The sequence below is a fragment of the Bifidobacterium sp. genome (assembly GCF_050874245.1).
Classification (GTDB): Bacteria; Actinomycetota; Actinomycetes; order Actinomycetales; family Bifidobacteriaceae; genus Bifidobacterium.
This window is the reverse complement of record NZ_JBNMKH010000010.1, coordinates 22176-40559: the sequence shown is the minus strand read 5'-3', so window position 1 is coordinate 40559 and position 18384 is coordinate 22176. Positions and strand designations below refer to the sequence as shown.

The window sequence follows — 18384 nt, the reverse complement described above, 5'->3', positions numbered from 1 at the left end:
GCACAATCGACGGTGTCGATCATCAGTCGCGGCGGCGCGATTCGCTATACGGTCTCACTGCGTTCCGCAAGTGGCGGAACGCAGCCTCCACTTACTTGGAGAAGACGTTACCGTAGGTATCCTTGCCTTCTTCCGCGATGGCGGCGGACTTGCGGGCGATGGCCAGCTCCTCGTTGGTCGGGATGACGCAGATGGTGACTGCGGAATCCGGAGCGGAGATGATGCGCGGCTCCTTGGAGCGGGTTGCATTTTTCTCCTCGTCCAGCTTGACGCCGAACGGAGCGAGCTTGTCGCAAACCATCTTGCGAACGACGTCATCGTTCTCGCCGACACCTGCGGTGAAGGTAATCACATCGACGCCACCCATCTGGGCGGTGTAGTTGCCGATGTAGCCGACGATGCGATGCACGTAGATGTCCAGAGCCAGCTTGGCATCCTCATTGCCTTCCTCGACCAGACGATGCACTTCACGCAGGTCGCCGTAACCGGTCAGGCCCATCATGCCGGAACGCTTGTTGAACAGGGTGTCCAGTTCGTCGACGCTCATATGGGCATTGCGGATCAGGTGGAAGACGACAGCCGGGTCGATGTCGCCGGTACGACCGCCCATCACGAGGCCTTCGAGCGGGGTCAGACCCATGGAGGTCTCGACCGGCTTGCCGGAGATCTCGGCGGAGGCGGAGGCGCCGTTGCCGATGTGCAACACGATCTGCTTGAGACCTTCGGCCGGCTTGCCGATGACGGACGGCACCACGGAGGAGATGAACTCGTGGGAAGTGCCATGGGCACCGTAACGACGGATATGGTACTGCTGGGCGACTTCCTTGTTCAGCGCGTAGGTGCTGGAAGCCTTCGGCAGCTGGAAGAAGAAGGAGGAATCGAACACGAAGACCTGCGGAACGTCCGGCAGCAGGGCACGCATGACCTCAGCGCCCTTGGCCTCCGGGCCGTTGTGCAACGGGGCGAGCACGGCGAGGTCCTTGACCTGGCCGATGGTCTTGTCGTTGACCAAAGCCGGCTTCGGGAAGATCGAACCGCCCTGCACCACGCGATGACCGACGGCCACAATGCCCGCATCGGCGAGCTTCGGACCGAACTCATCGAAGAAGCCGAGCACGCGCTTCAGACCCTGCTCATGGTCATGAATCGGTTCCTCAAGCTCATGCTTTTCGCCGTTGTACTCGTGCTTGTAGTGGCCGTCAACCGGTTCGCCGATTTTTTCGACCAGACCGGAAGCGATACCTTCGCCGGTCTCAAGATCAACCAGCTGATACTTGATAGAGCTGGAACCGGAATTGATGACAAGGACGGTTTTCGCCATTGTGGGCATCCTCCATGTGTTAATCGATGTGCCGCCTAGGCGGCTTTCCAAATCTTTAGAATACTCGTTGCTTGCTACAAAAACACCCGTATCACTGGGCTTCGATAGCGGTCAGTGCGACGGTGTTGATGATGTCCGGAACGGTGGCGCCACGGCTCAGGTCGTTCACCGGACGATTAAGCCCCTGCAGCACCGGACCGACGGCCACCGCTCCCGAAGAACGTTGGACGGCTTTGTACGCGATGTTACCCGCGCACAGATCCGGGAACACGAACACGTTGACATGTCCTGCGACCGGATCGCCCTTGGCTTTGGTGGCCGCGACGGTCGGCGACCATGCCGCGTCGAACTGGATGGAGCCGACCACCGCGAGATCCGGCGCCTTCTCCCTGACTATGGAGGTGGCCTTCTCCACAAGTTCCACATCGGGTCCTTTACCGGAGCCCAGTGTGGAGTAGGACAGCATGCCGACCTTGGGGTTGATTCCGAACGCCTTGGCGGTTTCGGCGGACTGGATGGCAATCTCGGCAAGCTGTTCGGCGTTGGGATTGAGGTTGATGGCGCAATCGGCGAATACGGCGACATGATCCCTGAAGCACATCAGGAACGCACCGGAGACCAGCGACGTTCCCGGCTTGGTCTTGATGACTTGCAACGCGGGACGCACCGTGTTGGCCGTCGAATTGATGGAACCGGACACAAGACCATCCGCCTTGCCCATCACCACCAGCATCGTACCGAAATAGCTCTCGTCGGCCAGCTGCTTGCGGGCCTGTTCCTCGGTCATGCCCTTCTTGGCCCGTAGCTCGCACAGCTTGGTCACCATGGGTGCCAGCACGGTCTCATCATCCTTGGACTGGAATTGGGCCTTGCACAGCGATTTCAGTCCAAGTTCCTCGCCACGGGCGAGAATGGACTGCTTGTCTCCGACGATGATCAGATCGACGATGTCGCGTTCCAGCAGGTAGTCGGCCGCCCGAATGATACGGTCTTCAGTGCCTTCCGGCAGAACGATGGTCTTCTTGTTCGATTTTGCCTTGCCAAGCAGACCATATTGGAACGCGTACGGTGTTGTCGGTGCGTCGAACGGCGTTTTGATGGCTTTGATCAATTCGTCGTCGTCCACATTCGCGGCGAAGGCCTTATCGGCTTTGGCGATCGCGTCATCATCGTCGAAATCGACGGCGGGCAATGTCCAGATAGGAACGGGATAATCCGCGAAGCAGTCCCGGAGCGGTTGCGGCTGCGTGTCATCGCAACCGGTGATGAACACTCCGACGACTTTGCTGCCGGCTTCCTCGATGACTCTGGCAGATGCTTCGACGGTATCTCTGACCTGCTCCGGCGTGCGATTAATGGTGCATACGGCCAGTAGCACCGGCGATTGCAAATCAGCGGCCACGTCGGCGTTGAAAGCGAACATCGCCGGATCGTTCACGGAAGATCTGTCGGTGCCGACAATCACCATGAACTCCGGATTCGCGGCTTCGACGGCATGCGTATAGGCGGCGACGATGTCCGCCCTGGAGCCTTTCTTGTCGGCACGCGCTCGTTTAGGACACACGCCGACGCATTGGTCGCGGGTCAGGTCGACATTGGCGGCTCCAATCAGCACATCCGTAAAAGTGTCCTTTCTGCAGACCGATGGGCGGAACACTCCGGTTCTGCCAATTGAGGCAAGTGCTTTGGTGACTCCAAGAGCCACGACATTACGGCCGTTCGCTGCTTCCGGACTGATGATGGTGATGCTGGTAAGACTCACGGTGTCTCCTGTTCAGTATGTACGTATGTACGGGTGCGATACTGCGTTGTTCGCACAGTAAGCAATTGTAATGCGGAACAACCATCGAATCGCCCTCCGTGATTCGGGGGTTTCCAGAAAACATCTTACGCGAATAAAACAATGTCCCAAGGAAGACATGCTTCCTTGGGACATTTCAAGCAATCAGGTCAAAAGACCTAGGCTCACTCGTTATCGCCAGCGGTTGCGGCGGTAGCGGAGACAGCGCCCTGCTTGTTGGTGTTCACGCCGGAGTAGACCCAATCGGTGTAATCCGGGTGATCGTAGCCGTTGTCGACGGCGAACTGGAAGGCTTCCTGACGGAAGGCCTCGAGCTCGTTGATCTTGTCGGCATACTTGTCGGCGTCGATCATGCGCAGAGCTTCAGCCTGGAGCTCGTAACGATCGATGTTGTTGACACGCACCATGTCGTACGGGGTGGTGGTGGAGCCCTGCTCCTCGTAGCCGTGGACGTTGAAGTTGTCGTGGTTCGGGCGATCGTAGATCAGGCCACGCACGTCGCGAGCGTAGGAGTGGTAAGCGAACAGGACCGGCTTGTCCTCGGTGAAGAGCTCAGCGAACTCTTCGTCGGACAGGGCCTCGTCGTTCTCCTTGGCGGACTGCAGCTTGACCAGATCCACAACGTTGACGATCTTGAACTTGATGCCCATGGCGTCCAGCTTGTCGGCGGCGGCCATGATCTCCTGGGTCGGGACATCGCCAACGGAGGCAAGCACGATCTGGACCTCATCGTTGGACTTCGCGTTGGAAGCCCACTTCCACTCGGCAGCACCCTTCTCGAGCTCGGCGCGAGCTTCGTCCAGGGTCAGCCAGGTGGCGGCCGGCTGCTTGCCGGCGATGATGGCGTTGATCTTGTTGGTGGACTTGTAGCACTTCTCGGCGACGGCCAGCAGCATGTTGGAATCCACCGGGAAGTAGATGCCGATCACGTGGTCGTTGTTGAAGCACTTGTTCAGCAGGACGGAGGTGACACCCGGGTCCTGGTGGGAGAAGCCGTTGTGATCCTGACGCCACACGTGGGAGGACACAAGCAGGTTCATGGAGGAGATCGGCTTGCGCCACGGGATCTCGCGAACGGTGGCTTCCAGCCACTTGGCGTGCTGGTTCAGCATGGAGTCGATCACGTGCACGAAGGACTCATAGGAGCTCCAGATGCCGTGACGGCCGGTCAGCAGGTAGCCCTCGAGGAAGCCTTCCATCTGGTGCTCGGACAGCTGCTCGGTAACCTGGCCGGTGACAGCCATGTGCTCATCGACCTGGGAGGACAGGTAGCCGGCATCCCACTGCTTGTTGGTCACATCGTAAGCGGCCTGCAGACGGTTGGAAGCGGTCTCATCCGGTCCGAAGATGCGGAAGTTGTCCGGGTTGTTCTTGATGATGTCGCGGGTGTAGACGCCCAGACGACGGGTGGCCTCGAGCTGGCCCCAGCCGTGGCCGTACTCCTTGACTTCCTTGACCTCGTAGTCTTCCAGCTTCGGGAGCTTGAGCTCCTGGCGGATCAGACCACCGTTGGCGTTCGGGTTGGCACCGATGCGCAGCTCGCCCTTCGGCATGAAGGCGGTGACTTCCGGCTTCACAGCGCCGTTCTCGTCGAACAGCTCTTCCGGCTTGTAGGACTCGAGCCAGTTCTTGAGGACCTCGAAGTGAGCCTCGGTATCGCGAGCGGAAGCCAGCGGCACCTGGTGGGAACGCCAAGAGCCCTCGGTCTTCTTGCCGTCGATGAACTTCGGGCAGGTCCAGCCCTTCGGGGTGCGGAAGATGATCATCGGGTAGAACGGACGGGTCATGTCGTCGGTCTGAGCGGCGGCCTTGATGTCGCAAATCTCGTCGAAGACGGTCTCGAACAGCTCGGCGAAACGACGGTGGATCGACAGGTGATCCTCGTTGTCGAAGCCGGCGACGAACTCGTACGGCTCATAGCCCATGCCGTGGAAGAACTCGTGGAGCTCTTCGTCGGAGATGCGGGACAGGATGGTCGGGTTGGCGATCTTGTAGCCGTTGAGGTGCAGGATCGGCAGCACGATGCCGTCGGTACGCGGGTTGATGAGCTTGTTGGACTGCCAGCCGGTGGCCAGCGGGCCGGTCTCGGCTTCGCCGTCGCCAACGATGGCCGGAACGAACAGGCTCGGGTTGTTCATCACTGCGCCGTAAGCATGGGACAGAGCGTAACCCAGCTCACCACCCTCGTGGATGGAGCCCGGGGTCTCCGGAGCGTAGTGGGACGGGATGCCGCCCGGGTAGGAGAACTGGCGGAAGAACTTCTGCAGACCAGCCTCATCCTTGGTGATCTTCGGGAAGGTCTCGGTGTAGGTACCGTCGAGGTAAGACTGGGCGGTGCCGGCCGGGCCGCCGTGGCCCGGGCCCATGATGATCACAGTGTTCTGCTGGTGATCAGCGATGAGACGGTTGATGTGGCCGATGAGGAAGTTCAGGCCCGGGGTGGTGCCCCAGTGACCGACCAGACGATGCTTGACGTCTTCGCGGGTGAAAGGCTCCTTCATCAGCGGGTTGCTACGCAGATAAATCTGGCCGATGGAGAGGTAGTTGGCTGCACGCCAGTACTTATCCACGCCTTCGATAGCTTCCTCGGAAACCGGAGCGTTCAGCTTCTTCCAAGGGGTGCCAATAACAGGACTCGTCATGTGTACTCCTGTACTCCTGCACTGTGATGTGCGATTGTTTATTTCCTTAGGTCATGCGTCATATCAAAAACCTTGCGGTTCCGCGCTATGACTCATTTCCAGTCACTTGAGCATATTACGAGCGAGGTGCGACTTTTTTCTCTTTTTTTGCGACTGTGTGTGTAAATGTCGTATTTTTGTTGCAGATTGTGAGCTTTTATTGGGCTATTTGTGCGCACTTCACAGGATATCAAAAAGATTGATAAACGGCTCAATATCAACGCTTTTAGTCGGTTAATACATTTTTCCCACGTTCGTTTCACAGGATACACGCGCGGCGTGTTGAGCAAGTGAACGTAAGCAATTGTGAGATTCACCCGCGCGATGCCCACGTGTCTTCAATGTCTTCTTGCAACGCCACAATGGAGCAGTTAATGTTGTTCGCTTCTGATCCTCGTATGTTAGGGAGAGTGTTATGGCTGCAGGTCCTGTGCTCGTTGTCGATTTCGGAGCCCAGTACGCCCAGCTGATCGCACGTCGCGTGCGTGAGGCCAATGTTTATTCCGAGCTTGTGCCGCATTCCATGCCGGTCGATGAGATGCTGGCCAAGGATCCGCAGGCCATCATCCTGTCCGGCGGTCCGGCTTCCGTGTTCGAGCCCGGCGCTCCGCGCGTCGACAGGAAACTGTTCGAGGCTGGCGTTCCGGTGCTCGGCATCTGCTATGGCTTCCAGGCCATGGCGTACGCGTTGGGCGCGGATGTCGACAAGGCAGCCCTTGGCGAATACGGCAAGACGGAGACCACCATCGACAAGGCCGAAGGTCTGCTCGACGGCTCCCCCGCGGAGCAAAGCACCTGGATGAGCCATGGGGTCGCGGTCAAAACCGCTCCGGAGGGTTTCGAGGTCCTTGCCCACACCGAAGGCGCACCCGTCGCGGCCATGCAGGACGAATCCCGCAAATTGTACGGCGTGCAGTGGCACCCGGAAGTCAAGCACACCCCGATGGGCCAGAAGCTTATCGAGAACTTCCTGCACAAGTGCGCCGGCCTTGGTGATAACTGGAACGCCTCCAACATCATCGAGGACCAGGTGGCGAGGATCCGTGAAAAGGTCGGCGACGCGCAGGTGATCTGCGGTCTGTCCGGCGGCGTCGACTCCGCAGTCGCAGCCGCGCTGGTGCACAAGGCCATCGGCGAACAGCTGACCTGTGTATTCGTGGACCACGGCCTGTTGCGCAAGGGCGAGGCCGAGCAGGTCAAGCATGATTTCGTCAAGGCCACCGGCATCAAGCTCATCGCCGTGGACGCCTCCGAGGATTTCCTCACCGCGCTGAAGGGCGTGAGCGAACCGGAGAAAAAACGCAAGATCATCGGCGAGAAGTTCATCCGCACCTTCGAGAAGGCGCAGCGCCAGGTCATCGAAGAGGCCGGCGCCTCCGGCAAGGAAGTCAAGTTCCTCGTGCAGGGCACCCTGTACCCGGACGTGGTGGAATCCGGTGGCGGCGACGGCGCGGCCAACATCAAGTCCCACCACAATGTGGGCGGCCTGCCGAAGGACATTAAGTTCCAGCTCATTGAACCACTGCGCACGCTGTTTAAGGACGAGGTCCGCGCCATCGGCACCGAACTCGGTCTGCCGGACGAGATCGTGTGGCGTCAGCCGTTCCCGGGCCCGGGTCTGGGCATCCGCATCATCGGCGAGATTACCAAGGAACGCCTGGATGTGCTGCGCGAGGCCGACGCCATCGCACGCGAGGAACTGTCCAAGGCCGGCCTTGACCGCGACATCTGGCAATGCCCGGTCGTGCTGCTGGCCGACGTGCACTCCGTGGGCGTACAGGGCGACGAGCGTACCTATGGCTCCCCGATCGTGCTGCGCCCAGTGTCTTCCGAAGACGCCATGACCGCCGATTGGTCCCGCATCCCGTACGATGTGCTGGCTACCATCTCGACGCGCATCACCAACGAATGCCGTCAGATCAACCGCGTGGTGCTTGACTGCACCTCCAAGCCGCCGGCAACCATCGAATGGGAGTGACGGTTCCCGCAGCATTGCGGTAATCGCGTTATGAAAATAACCTCTGGTCGATATTCGTCCAGAGGTTATTTTCATATCAAATCGGCATTCAGGCCGGCGCTCAGCCCAGCATGCCGGTCCACATGCCCACGAAATCAGGCAGCGTCTTGCGTGTGGTCTCCACGTTGCGCACGGTCACGTCCGCGATGCGCAGGCCGAGCATCGCCGCGAACGTGGCCATGCGATGATCGGCGTACGTCTCCATTTCGGCGCCATGCAATGCGCTGGCCGGCACCGGTTCGATGGCGATGCCGTCCGCCAGCTCATGCGCCTTGCCACCGATGCGCGTGATCTCGTTGACCAGCGCCTCCAGACGGTTCGTCTCATGCCCGCGCAGATGGCCGATGCCGATCATGTTGGTCGGCGCGTCGGCGAATACCAGAATCGCCGCGAGCGACGGCGCGATCTCGCCGGCAGCGGTCAGGTCGAAGTCGCCGAGCCCGTTGATGTGCCCGTCACCGCTGACCTGGCAATAGCGGGTGCCGTTCTCTTCGGGGAACGAGACCTTGGCGCCCATCCGTTCCAGGTAGCCCGGCAGCAGTCCGCCCGGCTGCGTGGTGGTCTCGGGCCAGTTCGGCACGCGCACGGTGCCGCCTGCGATCAGTGCGGCTCCCAAGAACGGCGCGGCGTTCGACAGATCCGGTTCGACGGTCACGGAACCGGGCAGCTGAACCGTTCCCGGCTTTACACGCCACACATGCGATTGTTCGTCTGCTGTGGCGTCCACGCCGGCGGCTCGCAGATCGGCCACAGTCATGCGGATATGCGGCAAACTTGGAGTTTTCTCCCCCACATGATGCAGTTCAAGGCCTCCCGGCACGCGTGATCCGACGAGCAGCAGTCCGGAAATGAACTGTGATGAGCCGGAAGAATCGATGCTCACCACGCTTGGAGAGTCATGCTCCCCCGCCGGTGCCGGTGAGGTGATGGTGAAGGGCAGACGTCCCTCTTCGCCGTGGTATTCGATGGTGGCGCCGAGCTGTTCGAGTCCGTCCAGCACCGGCTTCATTGGGCGGGCGTATGCCTGCTCGTCGCCGTCGAAGTCGACCGGCCCGTCCGTGAGCATCGCGAGTCCAGGCACGAATCGCATCACGGTTCCGGCCAAACCACAGAAAATCCTCGTATTACCATGGAATCGACCGTCTTCCGGCGGTGTCACCGTCACGGTCGTCTCGCTATCGGCGTCAATGTCGCACCGCACGCCAAGCGCGCGCAGCGCGTCCATCATCAGTTCGGTGTCACGCGAGCGCAACAGACCTATCAATCGCACGGGTTTCGAGCCAAGGGCCGCAAGGATGAGGTAACGATTCGACAACGACTTGCTGCCAGGCACCACCACGGTGGCATCCAGCGGCCTGCCGGCATACGGCGCCGGCCACAAGTTCTCTTGAAGTGCTTCCATGTCCACCATGTTAGCCAAAACCAACGGAAGTCATCGGCGCCATCTCGTCAGCAAGACATATGGCGGCTCCATGACGAAAAGAAAAACATACACTGCCGGTTTGTCTGCCTATCATGATGGACAGCCGTTCTTCTGAAGATGTCCGTTCTTCCCGGCAAATCCGAAAACACCAAAGCCCGGGATTCCAGTCATCATTTGGCTGGAATCCCGGGCTTCCCGGTCGGGCTGACAGGATTTGAACCTGCGACATTCTGCTCCCAAAGCAGACGCGCTACCAAACTGCGCTACAGCCCGTTAACGCATTCTTCCCACGCAACACATGACTCACATCCGTATACGAAGGACGAACACGAGTTTCTATTGTAGCGTATGGTAGGACAACGTCAGACTAGAATGTCGGTTATCGGAAGGAGCGCTCATGGGACGTCATCAGCAGGCCGAATCGTCGGGCATCATCTCCTTCATGGCATGCGCCGCGCTCGCATGGATCGCCATGGACCTGTATCTGCAATTCGCCCCCGCCATCTGGCGTGTCACCCAACGCTTGTTCACTGTATGCGCGGGAATCACCGCGGGATGCGGAGTCATCTCATTCGGCTTGGGATATATCCGTAATTCACATTCGATGACGCTGAAACATGGCTGGACCATTCCAATCCGTCGAATCTTCGAAATACTCGCCCTATCAGTGGTCTATGCGTCGACAATCTTCGTTACGGCGTTCATGATGCTCTCCATAATCAGCGACATGATGGGACTGCGTACATTGAAAGGATATCTGCCCGCACTCTGCTCAGCAATCTCAGGAGTCGTCGGATATCTCACATTCGTTCAAGCGGAATTGATGAACGCGAAGACCATCGCATCCCTACTGCCGTTCTTCGTGGTTTCCGGCGTCAGTATCGCAGGTCTGACGTCCGATGATCCTTACTGGTACAACAACAACTTCTCCCAACTGGGCGACCGCACCACGTTCGCGGCGCGCATGTTCAATTCGACGTTGATGTTAGCCGGCATCTGCATCGTCATTATCAGCTACTTCGCAATCTCCGAACTCATCACCACGCATCGGCTGCAAATGCAGTACCTCTCGCCGAACGACAGAGAAAACGCGCCGAAGCATTTCAGAATCAGAATCCTCCTGCTGTCGATCATGCTGACGCTTGCAGGAATCGCCTTCGTCGGCATCGGCGCGTTCCGATACACCCCGCATCCGATCCTGCACAATGTATTCGCCAGAGGATTGCCTTGTCTGATGAGCGTGCTGATGATAGCGCTGCCCTGGCTCGCGCCGCAACTTTCAAAAGTCGTGTACGTGGTCTCCGACCTCGCCATTGCGATCGGCGCATTCGCCGGCTTCCAATGGCTGTCCGGACGCAACACCCTGACAAATGTCGAAGCGCTCGCCGGAATGATGTTCCTTGGTTGGTTCATCATCTTCTCACGGCAAATCGCGGCGATCGAGGCCGATCGTGTGCAGACGCAGCTTATCCTGACACAGACCAAGCATCCACGCTCCGTTGAGGATCTCGCCGAAGTCAGCGAGACCATTCCTGAGGCCTCTTCGCGACTCGCCTCGGAAGTCTAAACTTCCAAGGAAAACACGGAAACAAACAAGAAGGGCCATCCCCAAGTGGATGACCCTTCCCATCGCGCCGTAACCGTCAGAAATCGTAGTTCTTGGCGGTCGGTTTCTTGTCGCTCATCAGCAACAGGAAGCTTCTCGACTGCGCGGTGATCGCAAAGCCGGCCTCGTAGTTGAGCTCCGGCCCCTTCGGATTATGGGTGTCGACCACGAGCCGCCATTTCTTGCCGTACCGCTCATCCGGCAGGGTGAACATGATTGGCTCGTAATGCGCGTTGAAGATCAGGATGAAATCGTTGTCCACCATCTGGTTGCCGTACCAGTCGGCCTCCGGAATGTCGGAACCGTTCAGATAAATCATCACCGAGAAGGCATGGGTATTGGACCAATCCTCCATGTCCATGATGGAACCGTTGTGGTCCATCCATTCGACCTGTGGAATCTTGTCGGCGGGATCGCCTGGCTCACGTCCGGTGAAGAAACGACGGCGATGCAGCACGGGATGCTCGAGACGCAGATGGATCATCTTTGAGACGAACGCAAAAAGATCCTTCTGGTCATCGTCAAGATCCCAATTCGTCCATGAAATGGCGTTGTCCTGGCAGTAGGCGTTGTTGTTACCCTGCTGGGTGCGTCCCACCTCGTCTCCGCCGCAGATCATCGGAATGCCCTGGCTGCACAGCAGTGTGGCGAACATGTTGCGCATCTGCTGCTGGCGCAGGTCGTTGACGTCCTTGATGGTCGTCGGACCTTCCACTCCGCAGTTCCAGGAACGGTTATTGTTTTCGCCGTCCCTGTTGCCCTCTCCATTGGCGTCGTTGTGCTTTTCGTTGTAACTCACGAGATCGTTCATGGTGAAACCATCATGCGCGGTGATGAAGTTCACGGAAGCCACGGGACGGCGGCCGTTCATCTGATACAGGTCGGAGCTACCCATGAGACGGCTGGCGAATTCCGGCAACGTGGACGGTTGCGAACGCCAGAAATCACGCACGCAATCGCGATATCGACCATTCCATTCGGACCAGCTGGACGGGAACCCACCCACCTGATAGCCTCCAGAGCCCAAATCCCACGGTTCGGCGATAAGTTTGACACGGGAGATGACCGGATCCTGCTCAACGATGTCGAAAAATGCCGACAGCTTGTCGACCTCTTGGAACTGGCGGGCCAATGTGGCCGCCAAATCGAATCGGAAGCCGTCGACGTGCATTTCGGTGACCCAGTAGCGCAGGCTATCGGTGATGAGCTGCAACGCATGCGGCGAGCGCATCAGCAGGGAGTTGCCGGTGCCGGTCGTGTCGAAGTAATGGCGGCGATCATTGTCGACCAGACGATAGTAAGCGCCATTGTCGATGCCTTTGAAGCTCAGCGTCGGCCCCAGGTTGTTGCCTTCGGCGGTGTGGTTGTACACCACGTCGAGAATGACTTCCATGCCGGCCCGATGATAGGCCTTCACCATGGATTTGAATTCGTTGACCTGTTCGCCGCGCTCTCCGGAGCTGGAGTACGCGTTATGCGGCGCGAAGAAGCCGATGGTGTTGTACCCCCAGTAATTGCTCAGTCCCTTTTCCTGCAGGAAGCTGTCGTTGACGAACTGGTGTATCGGCATAAGCTCTATGGCGGTGACGCCAAGCTTCTTTAGATACTCGATGACCGAAGGATACGCGAGGCCCGCATAGGTTCCGCGGATATCCGGAGGTACGTCCAGGTTGAGGTTGGTCATGCCTCGCACATGCGCCTCGTAAATCACCGAATCGTGGTATGAGATATTAGGATGCTGGTCGTTGCCCCAATCGAAATACGGATTGATCACGGCGGATTTCATGGTATGGGCCGCGGAATCCAACGTGTTCATGCTGTTCACATCGTCGGGGCTTTTGAACCAATACGAGTACAGGCTCTCATCGCCGTCGATGTTGCCTTCGATGGCCTTGGCGTACGGATCGAGCAGCAGTTTGTTCGGATTGCACCGTAGCCCCTTCATCGGGTCATACGGACCATACACGCGATACCCATATCGTTGACCAGGTTGTATGCCAGGCAGATAGTTGTGCCATACATAGGAGTTCCGCTCCGTCATTTCCACTCGGGTCTCATGGTCGTCCTCATCGAAAAGGCAGAGCTCGACCTTCTGCGCCACTTGGGAGAAAAGAGCGAAATTCACGCCGGCGCCGTCATAGCTGGCGCCGAGTGGATACATCGATCCAGGTCTGATTTGCATGATTCAAGTATCGCACGTTTTGCTGATTGAATCCGTTATTTCCATCATTCCGGCGATTGTTTTTACAATTCGGGACCCGCCCGACGCTATCGGCGTTGTATTCTGCGGATTTCCTCATACAGGATGGCGATCATCGAATTGGACGCCGTGATACGCGTGTCTTTCAGCTGTTCCCATGAGACCCAAGCCGATTCGACATGCTCGTCACTATCGAAATGTCTTTCCCCTTTATGCCACCGATGCAGATGCATCACCATGATGTTCGCCAATTCGTCGGTCATGCCTTCGGAAGAGTAGAAGCTTCCCACATGGTCTATGACGCAGCCGTCTGCGCCGTCCGGCTCGACGCCGGTCTCCTCCCGGAGTTCCCTGAGGGCCGCGGCGTCGACGTCCTCGCCGTCATCGATGAGTCCCGCCGGCAGACCGTAGGCAAACGCGTCGCAGCCGACGCGATACTCCCGTTCGAGCAGATACCGGTCTTTGGAGCAATCATGCACCAGCATGACCACGCAGGGCGCGTGGCGCATCACCTGACGACGGATCACGGTCCGTCCGCCGCCGCGCATGGGCAGCGCGATCCTCATGTCCTCGACGCCGAAGATCGCGCCTTGGTACACATGCTCGCTGCTGAGCACCGTGGCGGACCTGGTCATGTCCACGCCGTCACCGGATTCGTCCAATGACATGTCCACGCCGGTCATATCGGGCATCGTCCTCAACGCTCCTGTCCACAGGACGGCAGCACCAGATTCCACGGATCGGTGTTCATGGAGATCCAGCGTACGGTCGGAATGTCGCCGGTCGCCTCGGACACCGCCCGGGGCACGTCGCCCATGGCGTATTGGAACCATATGGATTCGATGGCGCTATGGGGGGTATTGATGAACATCGGACGAATCTGCGGGTCTCCTTGTCCGAGTTCGACTCCTTCGGCACGCATGGACGCCTCATAGCGTGCCTGCTCGATGGCATCGGTCACCGGATGGTGCCGAAGATCGCTGGTCACATACACGTCCACGCCCGCCGAACGAACCTCATCGAACAGGGAGTCGCCGGAACCCGGCAGAACCGCCACCGTGCTGACCGACGCGTCCAGATCGCCGCACACCTGCACACCCAGTTCGGTATATGGCAGCGTATCGGCGACACGTTGCGCGAAATCACGCAACGCCATCGGTTTCGGCAACCGTCCGACGCGTCCCAGTCCGACCGGATGTTCGGCCTTCGGATCATCGATAGGGACCAATGGATGCTGGTCGGTCAATCCAAACGCATCGGCGGCAGCCATGCCAACCCCTCGATAGGCGGCATCCGCATTGGTATGACCGACCCATAACGCGCAACCTGCGAGATTGAGCTTGCGTACGATCTCACCTCGGAATCCCAATCCTGACACCGCATGCACGGAACGGAAGAACAACGGATGATGGCAGATCAGTAAATCGACACCATCCGCAATCGCCTGATCGACCACCGCCATGGACGGGTCTGCAGCGAAAGCGATGTTGTGCACATCATGACGGAGATCACCAACGATAAGCCCCGGCTCATCCCACTGTTCCGCATATTTCAGCGGATATAGCTTCTCCAGTACATCCACCACCTGCTTCAACGTTGCCATTGTCTGCCTTTCCTTCTAATTCACGTACCAACCCCGGTCTCATCACATGCGGACGGGTCAGTGGGCGGCCAGTTGCCAATCGGATCCGATACCCGTGGACACGTCCAACGGGACCGCCATGGTGACGGCATGTTCCATGGCGTCCTTCACCAAAGCGGTGACCTTCTCAGCCTCGCCCGGAGCGACTTCCACCACAAGTTCGTCATGAATCTGCAGAATGATGCGACTATTGAGTTTTTCTTCCCGCAACGCGCCGTACGCGCGGATCATGGCGATTTTCATGATGTCGGCCGCCGATCCTTGGATTGGCGCATTCAACGCGGCACGTTCGGCCGCGTCGCGTACGGCACGGTTCGGCGATTTGAGGCCTGGGAAATATCTGCGTCTGCCGAAGATGGTTTCGGTATATCCGTTCTCACACGCGGACGAGACCAGCGATTCAAGATATTCATGGACCTTGCCGAAGGTCGCGAAATATTGATTCTTCAACGATTCGGCTTCCTTGGGCTTGATTTTGAGCTGCTGTGCAAGCCCATACGTGCTCAGGCCATAGGCAAGTCCGTAGCTCATCGCCTTGACATGGCTCCGCTGGTCGGAAGTGATGTCCTCTACGGGAATGCCGTAGACCAGACTTGCCACATATTTGTGGAAATCCTTGCCGGAACGGAAAGCCTCTATCAAAGCCTCATCTCCGGAAAGGTCCGCCATAATGCGCAGCTCGACCTGTGAATAATCGCAGCTAAGCAGTGACTCGAATCCCTCTCCCGGCACGAACGCGGAACGAATCTCACGTCCTGCGGGGTCCCTGTTCGGAATGTTCTGCAGATTCGGATCGACGGAGCTCAATCGCCCAGTAGCGGCCACGGTTTGCTCGAACGTGGTGTGGATGCGCCCATCACGCTTGTTCGTGGCGTCTATCAACGTCTGCACGATCTGCTTGAGCTTGTTCTTTTCCCGGTGCATGAGCAGCGCGTCGAGGAACTGGCACGCGCGATCGTTGTCATACGACCGGTCCCGCAACGTCTGCAACGCCGCGGCATTGGTGGTGTACGAACCGGACTTGGTTTTCTTCGTCGGTTTCAGACCCATGTCCTCGAACAGAATCTTCCGCAGTTGCTTGGGACTTTGGAGGTTCACGCGCTCGCCTGCGAACCTCCAAGCAGTTTCCTGCGCCTGATTGGCATCCGTGGCAAGCTGTTCACGCATCTGCTCCAGACGCGTCATGTCCACCTGCGCGCCCAACCGCTCCATACCGTGCAGGACGTGTGAAACCGGAATCTCTATGGATTCCAGCAGACCGAACTGCTTCCGCTCATCCAGCACCCCGGAGAGATAATCGGCCAGAAGTCTCACGATTGCGACATGGGCTGACAACTTCTCATCGTCCTTGGAATCGGAACCTTCCGGCTCGTCAAAATCCAATGTTCCCTGCGTCACACCTTCATCCTGCGCCTCAACATGCAGATCCAGGAAGTGCGCGGCCGCCTGTTCCAAGGTGTCGGCATGGAAATCGGGATGGGCAAGATATCCTGCGAGTTTGGTGTCGAACAGTGGTTCGGGAAGTTCCATGCCAACGCTGCCAAGCAGATGCGACTGCTCTTTGTAACCATGCACCACCATGGATTGGTGGTAGCGGTCAAGAATTTGTTGCAGGCACCGCAGCATGTCCTCATCGAACACGTCGATCCGGGCAGCCTCGCCATGCGAGGCGATCATCACCGTCGAGAGCGATGCGTTCCCAGGTTTTGACACGCCTTCCGCATGAAGGATCCACGATTTCGCCATCATGTCCGAACAACGGTCTTCCGCATTGATCTCGAAACCGAGCGACGACCTCAAGCCGACCCGTTCATCCCGATTATGCAAGTGTTCCTGCGGTTCGGGAAGATACGCATGAATCCAGGATTCAAGCTCGTTCGGGCTGTCAACGATTGTGATATGCGGCAGTTCGAGTTTGCTGGTCTCCCTCACAACCTCGGATGGCTTGCCGGCATTGAACGTCCTCATCACACGGTTCTTGGTCCTGATACCGAATTCAAGCTTGGTGAACAAAGCGTCAAGTTGATCAGTGTCGACCTGTCCGAAAGTCAGGTCCGACACCGTCACGCCAAGATCGAGGTCACGGACCAGCGCGTTCACGGAACGGTTCAGCTTGACCTGTTCGATATTCTGTCTCAGGGCTTCGCCCTTTTTCCCGCCGATTTCGTCGACATGCTCGATGATCTGATCAAGACCGCCGTATTGGTTGATCCATTTGGCGGCGAACCCGTCCCCTACTCCCGGTACACCGGGGATGTTGTCAGCCGTCTCGCCCCGCAACGCGGCCAAATCCGGATATTGGGCCGGCGTGACATGATACTTCTCCTCCACCGCTTCGGGGGTCATATGCTTCAGGTTCTTGAAGTGGTGTCCCGGATACAACACGGTGATGTTGTCGTTGATGAGCTGGAACGCATCACGATCGCCCGACAGGACCAATGTTCGATAACCGGCCTGATCGCCCATGCTGGCGAGTGTGCCAATCACATCATCGCCTTCGAATCCGGGTTTCTCGATGAACGTGACGCCAAGGGCCTTCAGCATACGCTGAATCAATGGAAGCTGGGAAAGCAGCTCCTCGGGTGCCGCATCACGCGTTCCCTTGTATTGCGGCAGCATCTGATTGCGGAACGTGCCGCCTTTCACATCAAAGGCGACCGCAAGATGGTCGGGATGCTCGGCATCGATCACCTGCGAAAGCATGGTTGCGAATCCCCAGACCGCATTGGTTGCCTGGCCTTCCGACGTGCTGAAATTTTCTACGGGCAAGGCAAAAAAAGCGCGGAACGCCAAGGAGTGGCCGTCGACGACCAATAGCGTTCCGCGTGAAGTGCCTTCCACAGTTGGTGTGTTAGCGCTCATCCTCTGCTTCCGACTTCTGTTCGCCGTACTTGGCGATGATGGCCATGGCCAGACGCTTCTTCGGGATGCGCTGGTCCATGGAGGTCTTCTGAATCCAGCGGAAGGCTCCCTGCTCAGAGAAGTCCGCCTTGTCCATCAACAGGCCCTTGGCCCGGTCGACGAGCTTGCGCTCCTCAAGCGTCTCCTCGGCCTTCTTGAGCTGTTCTTCCGCTTTCTTGAGTTGTTCCTCGGTCTCCTGCAACTTGGATTCGCTGCGTTCGACATTATCCAGCAGATCGTTGATCTCAGCAAATCGACCCATGGCCACTTCCAGAGCCGGCAACAGCTTAGACTCCTCATAAGGCTTGGTGACATAGGCCATGGCACCGGCACCGGTAGCCTTCTTGACAAGATCAGACTGGGAGAACGCAGTCAACATGACGACAGGAGCGATATTCTCATCGCAGATAATGCCCGCGGCCTCGATGCCATCCATGCGAGGCATCTTGACATCCATGCACACCACGCTCGGACGGAACTTGCGGGTCAGCTCGACGGCTTCCTCACCATTGGCGGCCTCGCCTACAACCTCATAGCCATTGTCTTCCAACATGGCCACCAAATCCATGCGATTCACGGATTCATCTTCGGCAACGACGACGGTGCGCTTGCCGGATGCCTTGCCTTCAGTGGATTCCTGTCCGGGTTCCGCGGCAGCCTGGAGCTCCTCATCGGTGAGCACTTCATCCGGTTCCGTGGTCTTCTCTGCAGCCATGTCGGTCTCTTTCCACTGTCACGCCCACAGCCGGCCTAACGTGTCCCAACCTGGGCCTGGATTGATATTGATTTCTT

11 protein-coding genes and 1 tRNA gene are annotated in these 18384 nt (G+C 58.3%); 2 read left to right on the top strand and 10 right to left on the bottom strand.

Features of this window, described 5'->3' with window-relative positions; translation table 11 throughout:
- Nucleotides 1-91: 91 nt before the first annotated feature.
- The 3 genes from ACR0P8_RS02315 to ACR0P8_RS02305 all read right to left on the bottom strand — a co-directional run bounded on the left by ACR0P8_RS02315 (nucleotide 92) and on the right by ACR0P8_RS02305 (nucleotide 5764).
- Nucleotides 92-1321: an acetate/propionate family kinase gene (locus ACR0P8_RS02315; RefSeq protein WP_432623286.1), complete on the bottom strand. Its 1230-nt coding sequence runs from the start codon at nucleotides 1319-1321 to the stop codon at nucleotides 92-94.
- A 91-nt stretch (nucleotides 1322-1412) separates the two neighbouring features.
- On the bottom strand, nucleotides 1413-3083 hold the full coding sequence (gene pta / locus ACR0P8_RS02310) for a phosphate acetyltransferase (protein WP_432623284.1): 1671 nt from the start codon (nucleotides 3081-3083) through the stop codon (nucleotides 1413-1415).
- A gap of 203 nt (nucleotides 3084-3286) precedes the next feature.
- Nucleotides 3287-5764, bottom strand: a complete 2478-nt coding sequence (locus ACR0P8_RS02305; RefSeq protein ID WP_432623282.1) for a phosphoketolase — start codon at nucleotides 5762-5764, stop codon at nucleotides 3287-3289.
- Between the two features lie 454 nt (nucleotides 5765-6218).
- Between ACR0P8_RS02305 and guaA the strand changes: the two genes are divergently transcribed.
- On the top strand, nucleotides 6219-7781 hold the full coding sequence (gene guaA / locus ACR0P8_RS02300; protein ID WP_432623280.1) for a glutamine-hydrolyzing GMP synthase: 1563 nt from the start codon (nucleotides 6219-6221) through the stop codon (nucleotides 7779-7781).
- A gap of 100 nt (nucleotides 7782-7881) precedes the next feature.
- Here guaA and aroA read toward each other — a convergent pair whose 3' ends face one another.
- Nucleotides 7882-9231 carry a 3-phosphoshikimate 1-carboxyvinyltransferase gene (gene aroA, locus ACR0P8_RS02295; RefSeq protein ID WP_432623278.1) on the bottom strand — a complete coding sequence of 450 codons (1350 nt, stop codon included), beginning with the start codon at nucleotides 9229-9231 and terminating at the stop codon, nucleotides 7882-7884.
- 211 nt (nucleotides 9232-9442) lie between these two features.
- Nucleotides 9443-9516, bottom strand: a tRNA-Pro gene (locus ACR0P8_RS02290).
- A 124-nt stretch (nucleotides 9517-9640) separates the two neighbouring features.
- On the opposite strand from ACR0P8_RS02290, the gene ACR0P8_RS02285 reads away from it, so the two are divergent.
- Nucleotides 9641-10810 carry an ABC transporter permease gene (locus tag ACR0P8_RS02285; RefSeq protein WP_432623276.1) on the top strand — a complete coding sequence of 390 codons (1170 nt, stop codon included), beginning with the start codon at nucleotides 9641-9643 and terminating at the stop codon, nucleotides 10808-10810.
- 76 nt (nucleotides 10811-10886) lie between these two features.
- Here the strand turns inward: ACR0P8_RS02285 and glgX are convergent, their stop codons facing one another.
- The 5 genes from glgX to ACR0P8_RS02260 form a co-directional block, all read right to left on the bottom strand.
- Nucleotides 10887-13010: a glycogen debranching protein GlgX gene (gene glgX / locus ACR0P8_RS02280; RefSeq protein WP_432623274.1), complete on the bottom strand. Its 2124-nt coding sequence runs from the start codon at nucleotides 13008-13010 to the stop codon at nucleotides 10887-10889.
- Nucleotides 13011-13117: 107 nt separating this feature from the next.
- Nucleotides 13118-13741, bottom strand: coding sequence for an NUDIX hydrolase (locus tag ACR0P8_RS02275; protein ID WP_432623272.1), 624 nt, complete (start codon nucleotides 13739-13741; stop codon nucleotides 13118-13120).
- 5 nt (nucleotides 13742-13746) lie between these two features.
- Nucleotides 13747-14652 (bottom strand): Nif3-like dinuclear metal center hexameric protein, encoded by a 906-nt coding sequence (locus tag ACR0P8_RS02270; protein WP_432623270.1) that lies wholly within the window; start codon nucleotides 14650-14652, stop codon nucleotides 13747-13749.
- 57 nt (nucleotides 14653-14709) lie between these two features.
- Nucleotides 14710-17553, bottom strand: coding sequence for a DNA polymerase I (polA, locus tag ACR0P8_RS02265; protein WP_432623268.1), 2844 nt, complete (start codon nucleotides 17551-17553; stop codon nucleotides 14710-14712).
- Nucleotides 17543-18307, bottom strand: coding sequence for an ANTAR domain-containing response regulator (locus ACR0P8_RS02260; protein WP_432623266.1), 765 nt, complete (start codon nucleotides 18305-18307; stop codon nucleotides 17543-17545). The genes polA and ACR0P8_RS02260 overlap by 11 nt, the downstream gene beginning before the upstream one ends.
- Nucleotides 18308-18384 lie beyond the last annotated feature (77 nt).

Bases quoted from the DNA above. Each gene is read 5' to 3' on its own strand.
- ACR0P8_RS02315 (WP_432623286.1), bottom strand. From the start codon at position 1,321: ATGGCGAAAACCGTCCTTGTCATCAATTCCGGTTCCAGCTCTATCAAG.
- ACR0P8_RS02305 (WP_432623282.1), bottom strand. From the start codon at position 5,764: ATGACGAGTCCTGTTATTGGCACCCCTTGGAAGAAGCTGAACGCTCCG.
- guaA (WP_432623280.1), top strand. From the start codon at position 6,219: ATGGCTGCAGGTCCTGTGCTCGTTGTCGATTTCGGAGCCCAGTACGCC.
- aroA (WP_432623278.1), bottom strand. From the start codon at position 9,231: ATGGTGGACATGGAAGCACTTCAAGAGAACTTGTGGCCGGCGCCGTAT.
- ACR0P8_RS02285 (WP_432623276.1), top strand. From the start codon at position 9,641: ATGGGACGTCATCAGCAGGCCGAATCGTCGGGCATCATCTCCTTCATG.
- glgX (WP_432623274.1), bottom strand. From the start codon at position 13,010: ATGTATCCACTCGGCGCCAGCTATGACGGCGCCGGCGTGAATTTCGCT.
- ACR0P8_RS02275 (WP_432623272.1), bottom strand. From the start codon at position 13,741: ATGCCCGATATGACCGGCGTGGACATGTCATTGGACGAATCCGGTGAC.
- ACR0P8_RS02270 (WP_432623270.1), bottom strand. From the start codon at position 14,652: ATGGCAACGTTGAAGCAGGTGGTGGATGTACTGGAGAAGCTATATCCG.
- polA (WP_432623268.1), bottom strand. From the start codon at position 17,553: ATGAGCGCTAACACACCAACTGTGGAAGGCACTTCACGCGGAACGCTA.
- ACR0P8_RS02260 (WP_432623266.1), bottom strand. From the start codon at position 18,307: ATGGCTGCAGAGAAGACCACGGAACCGGATGAAGTGCTCACCGATGAG.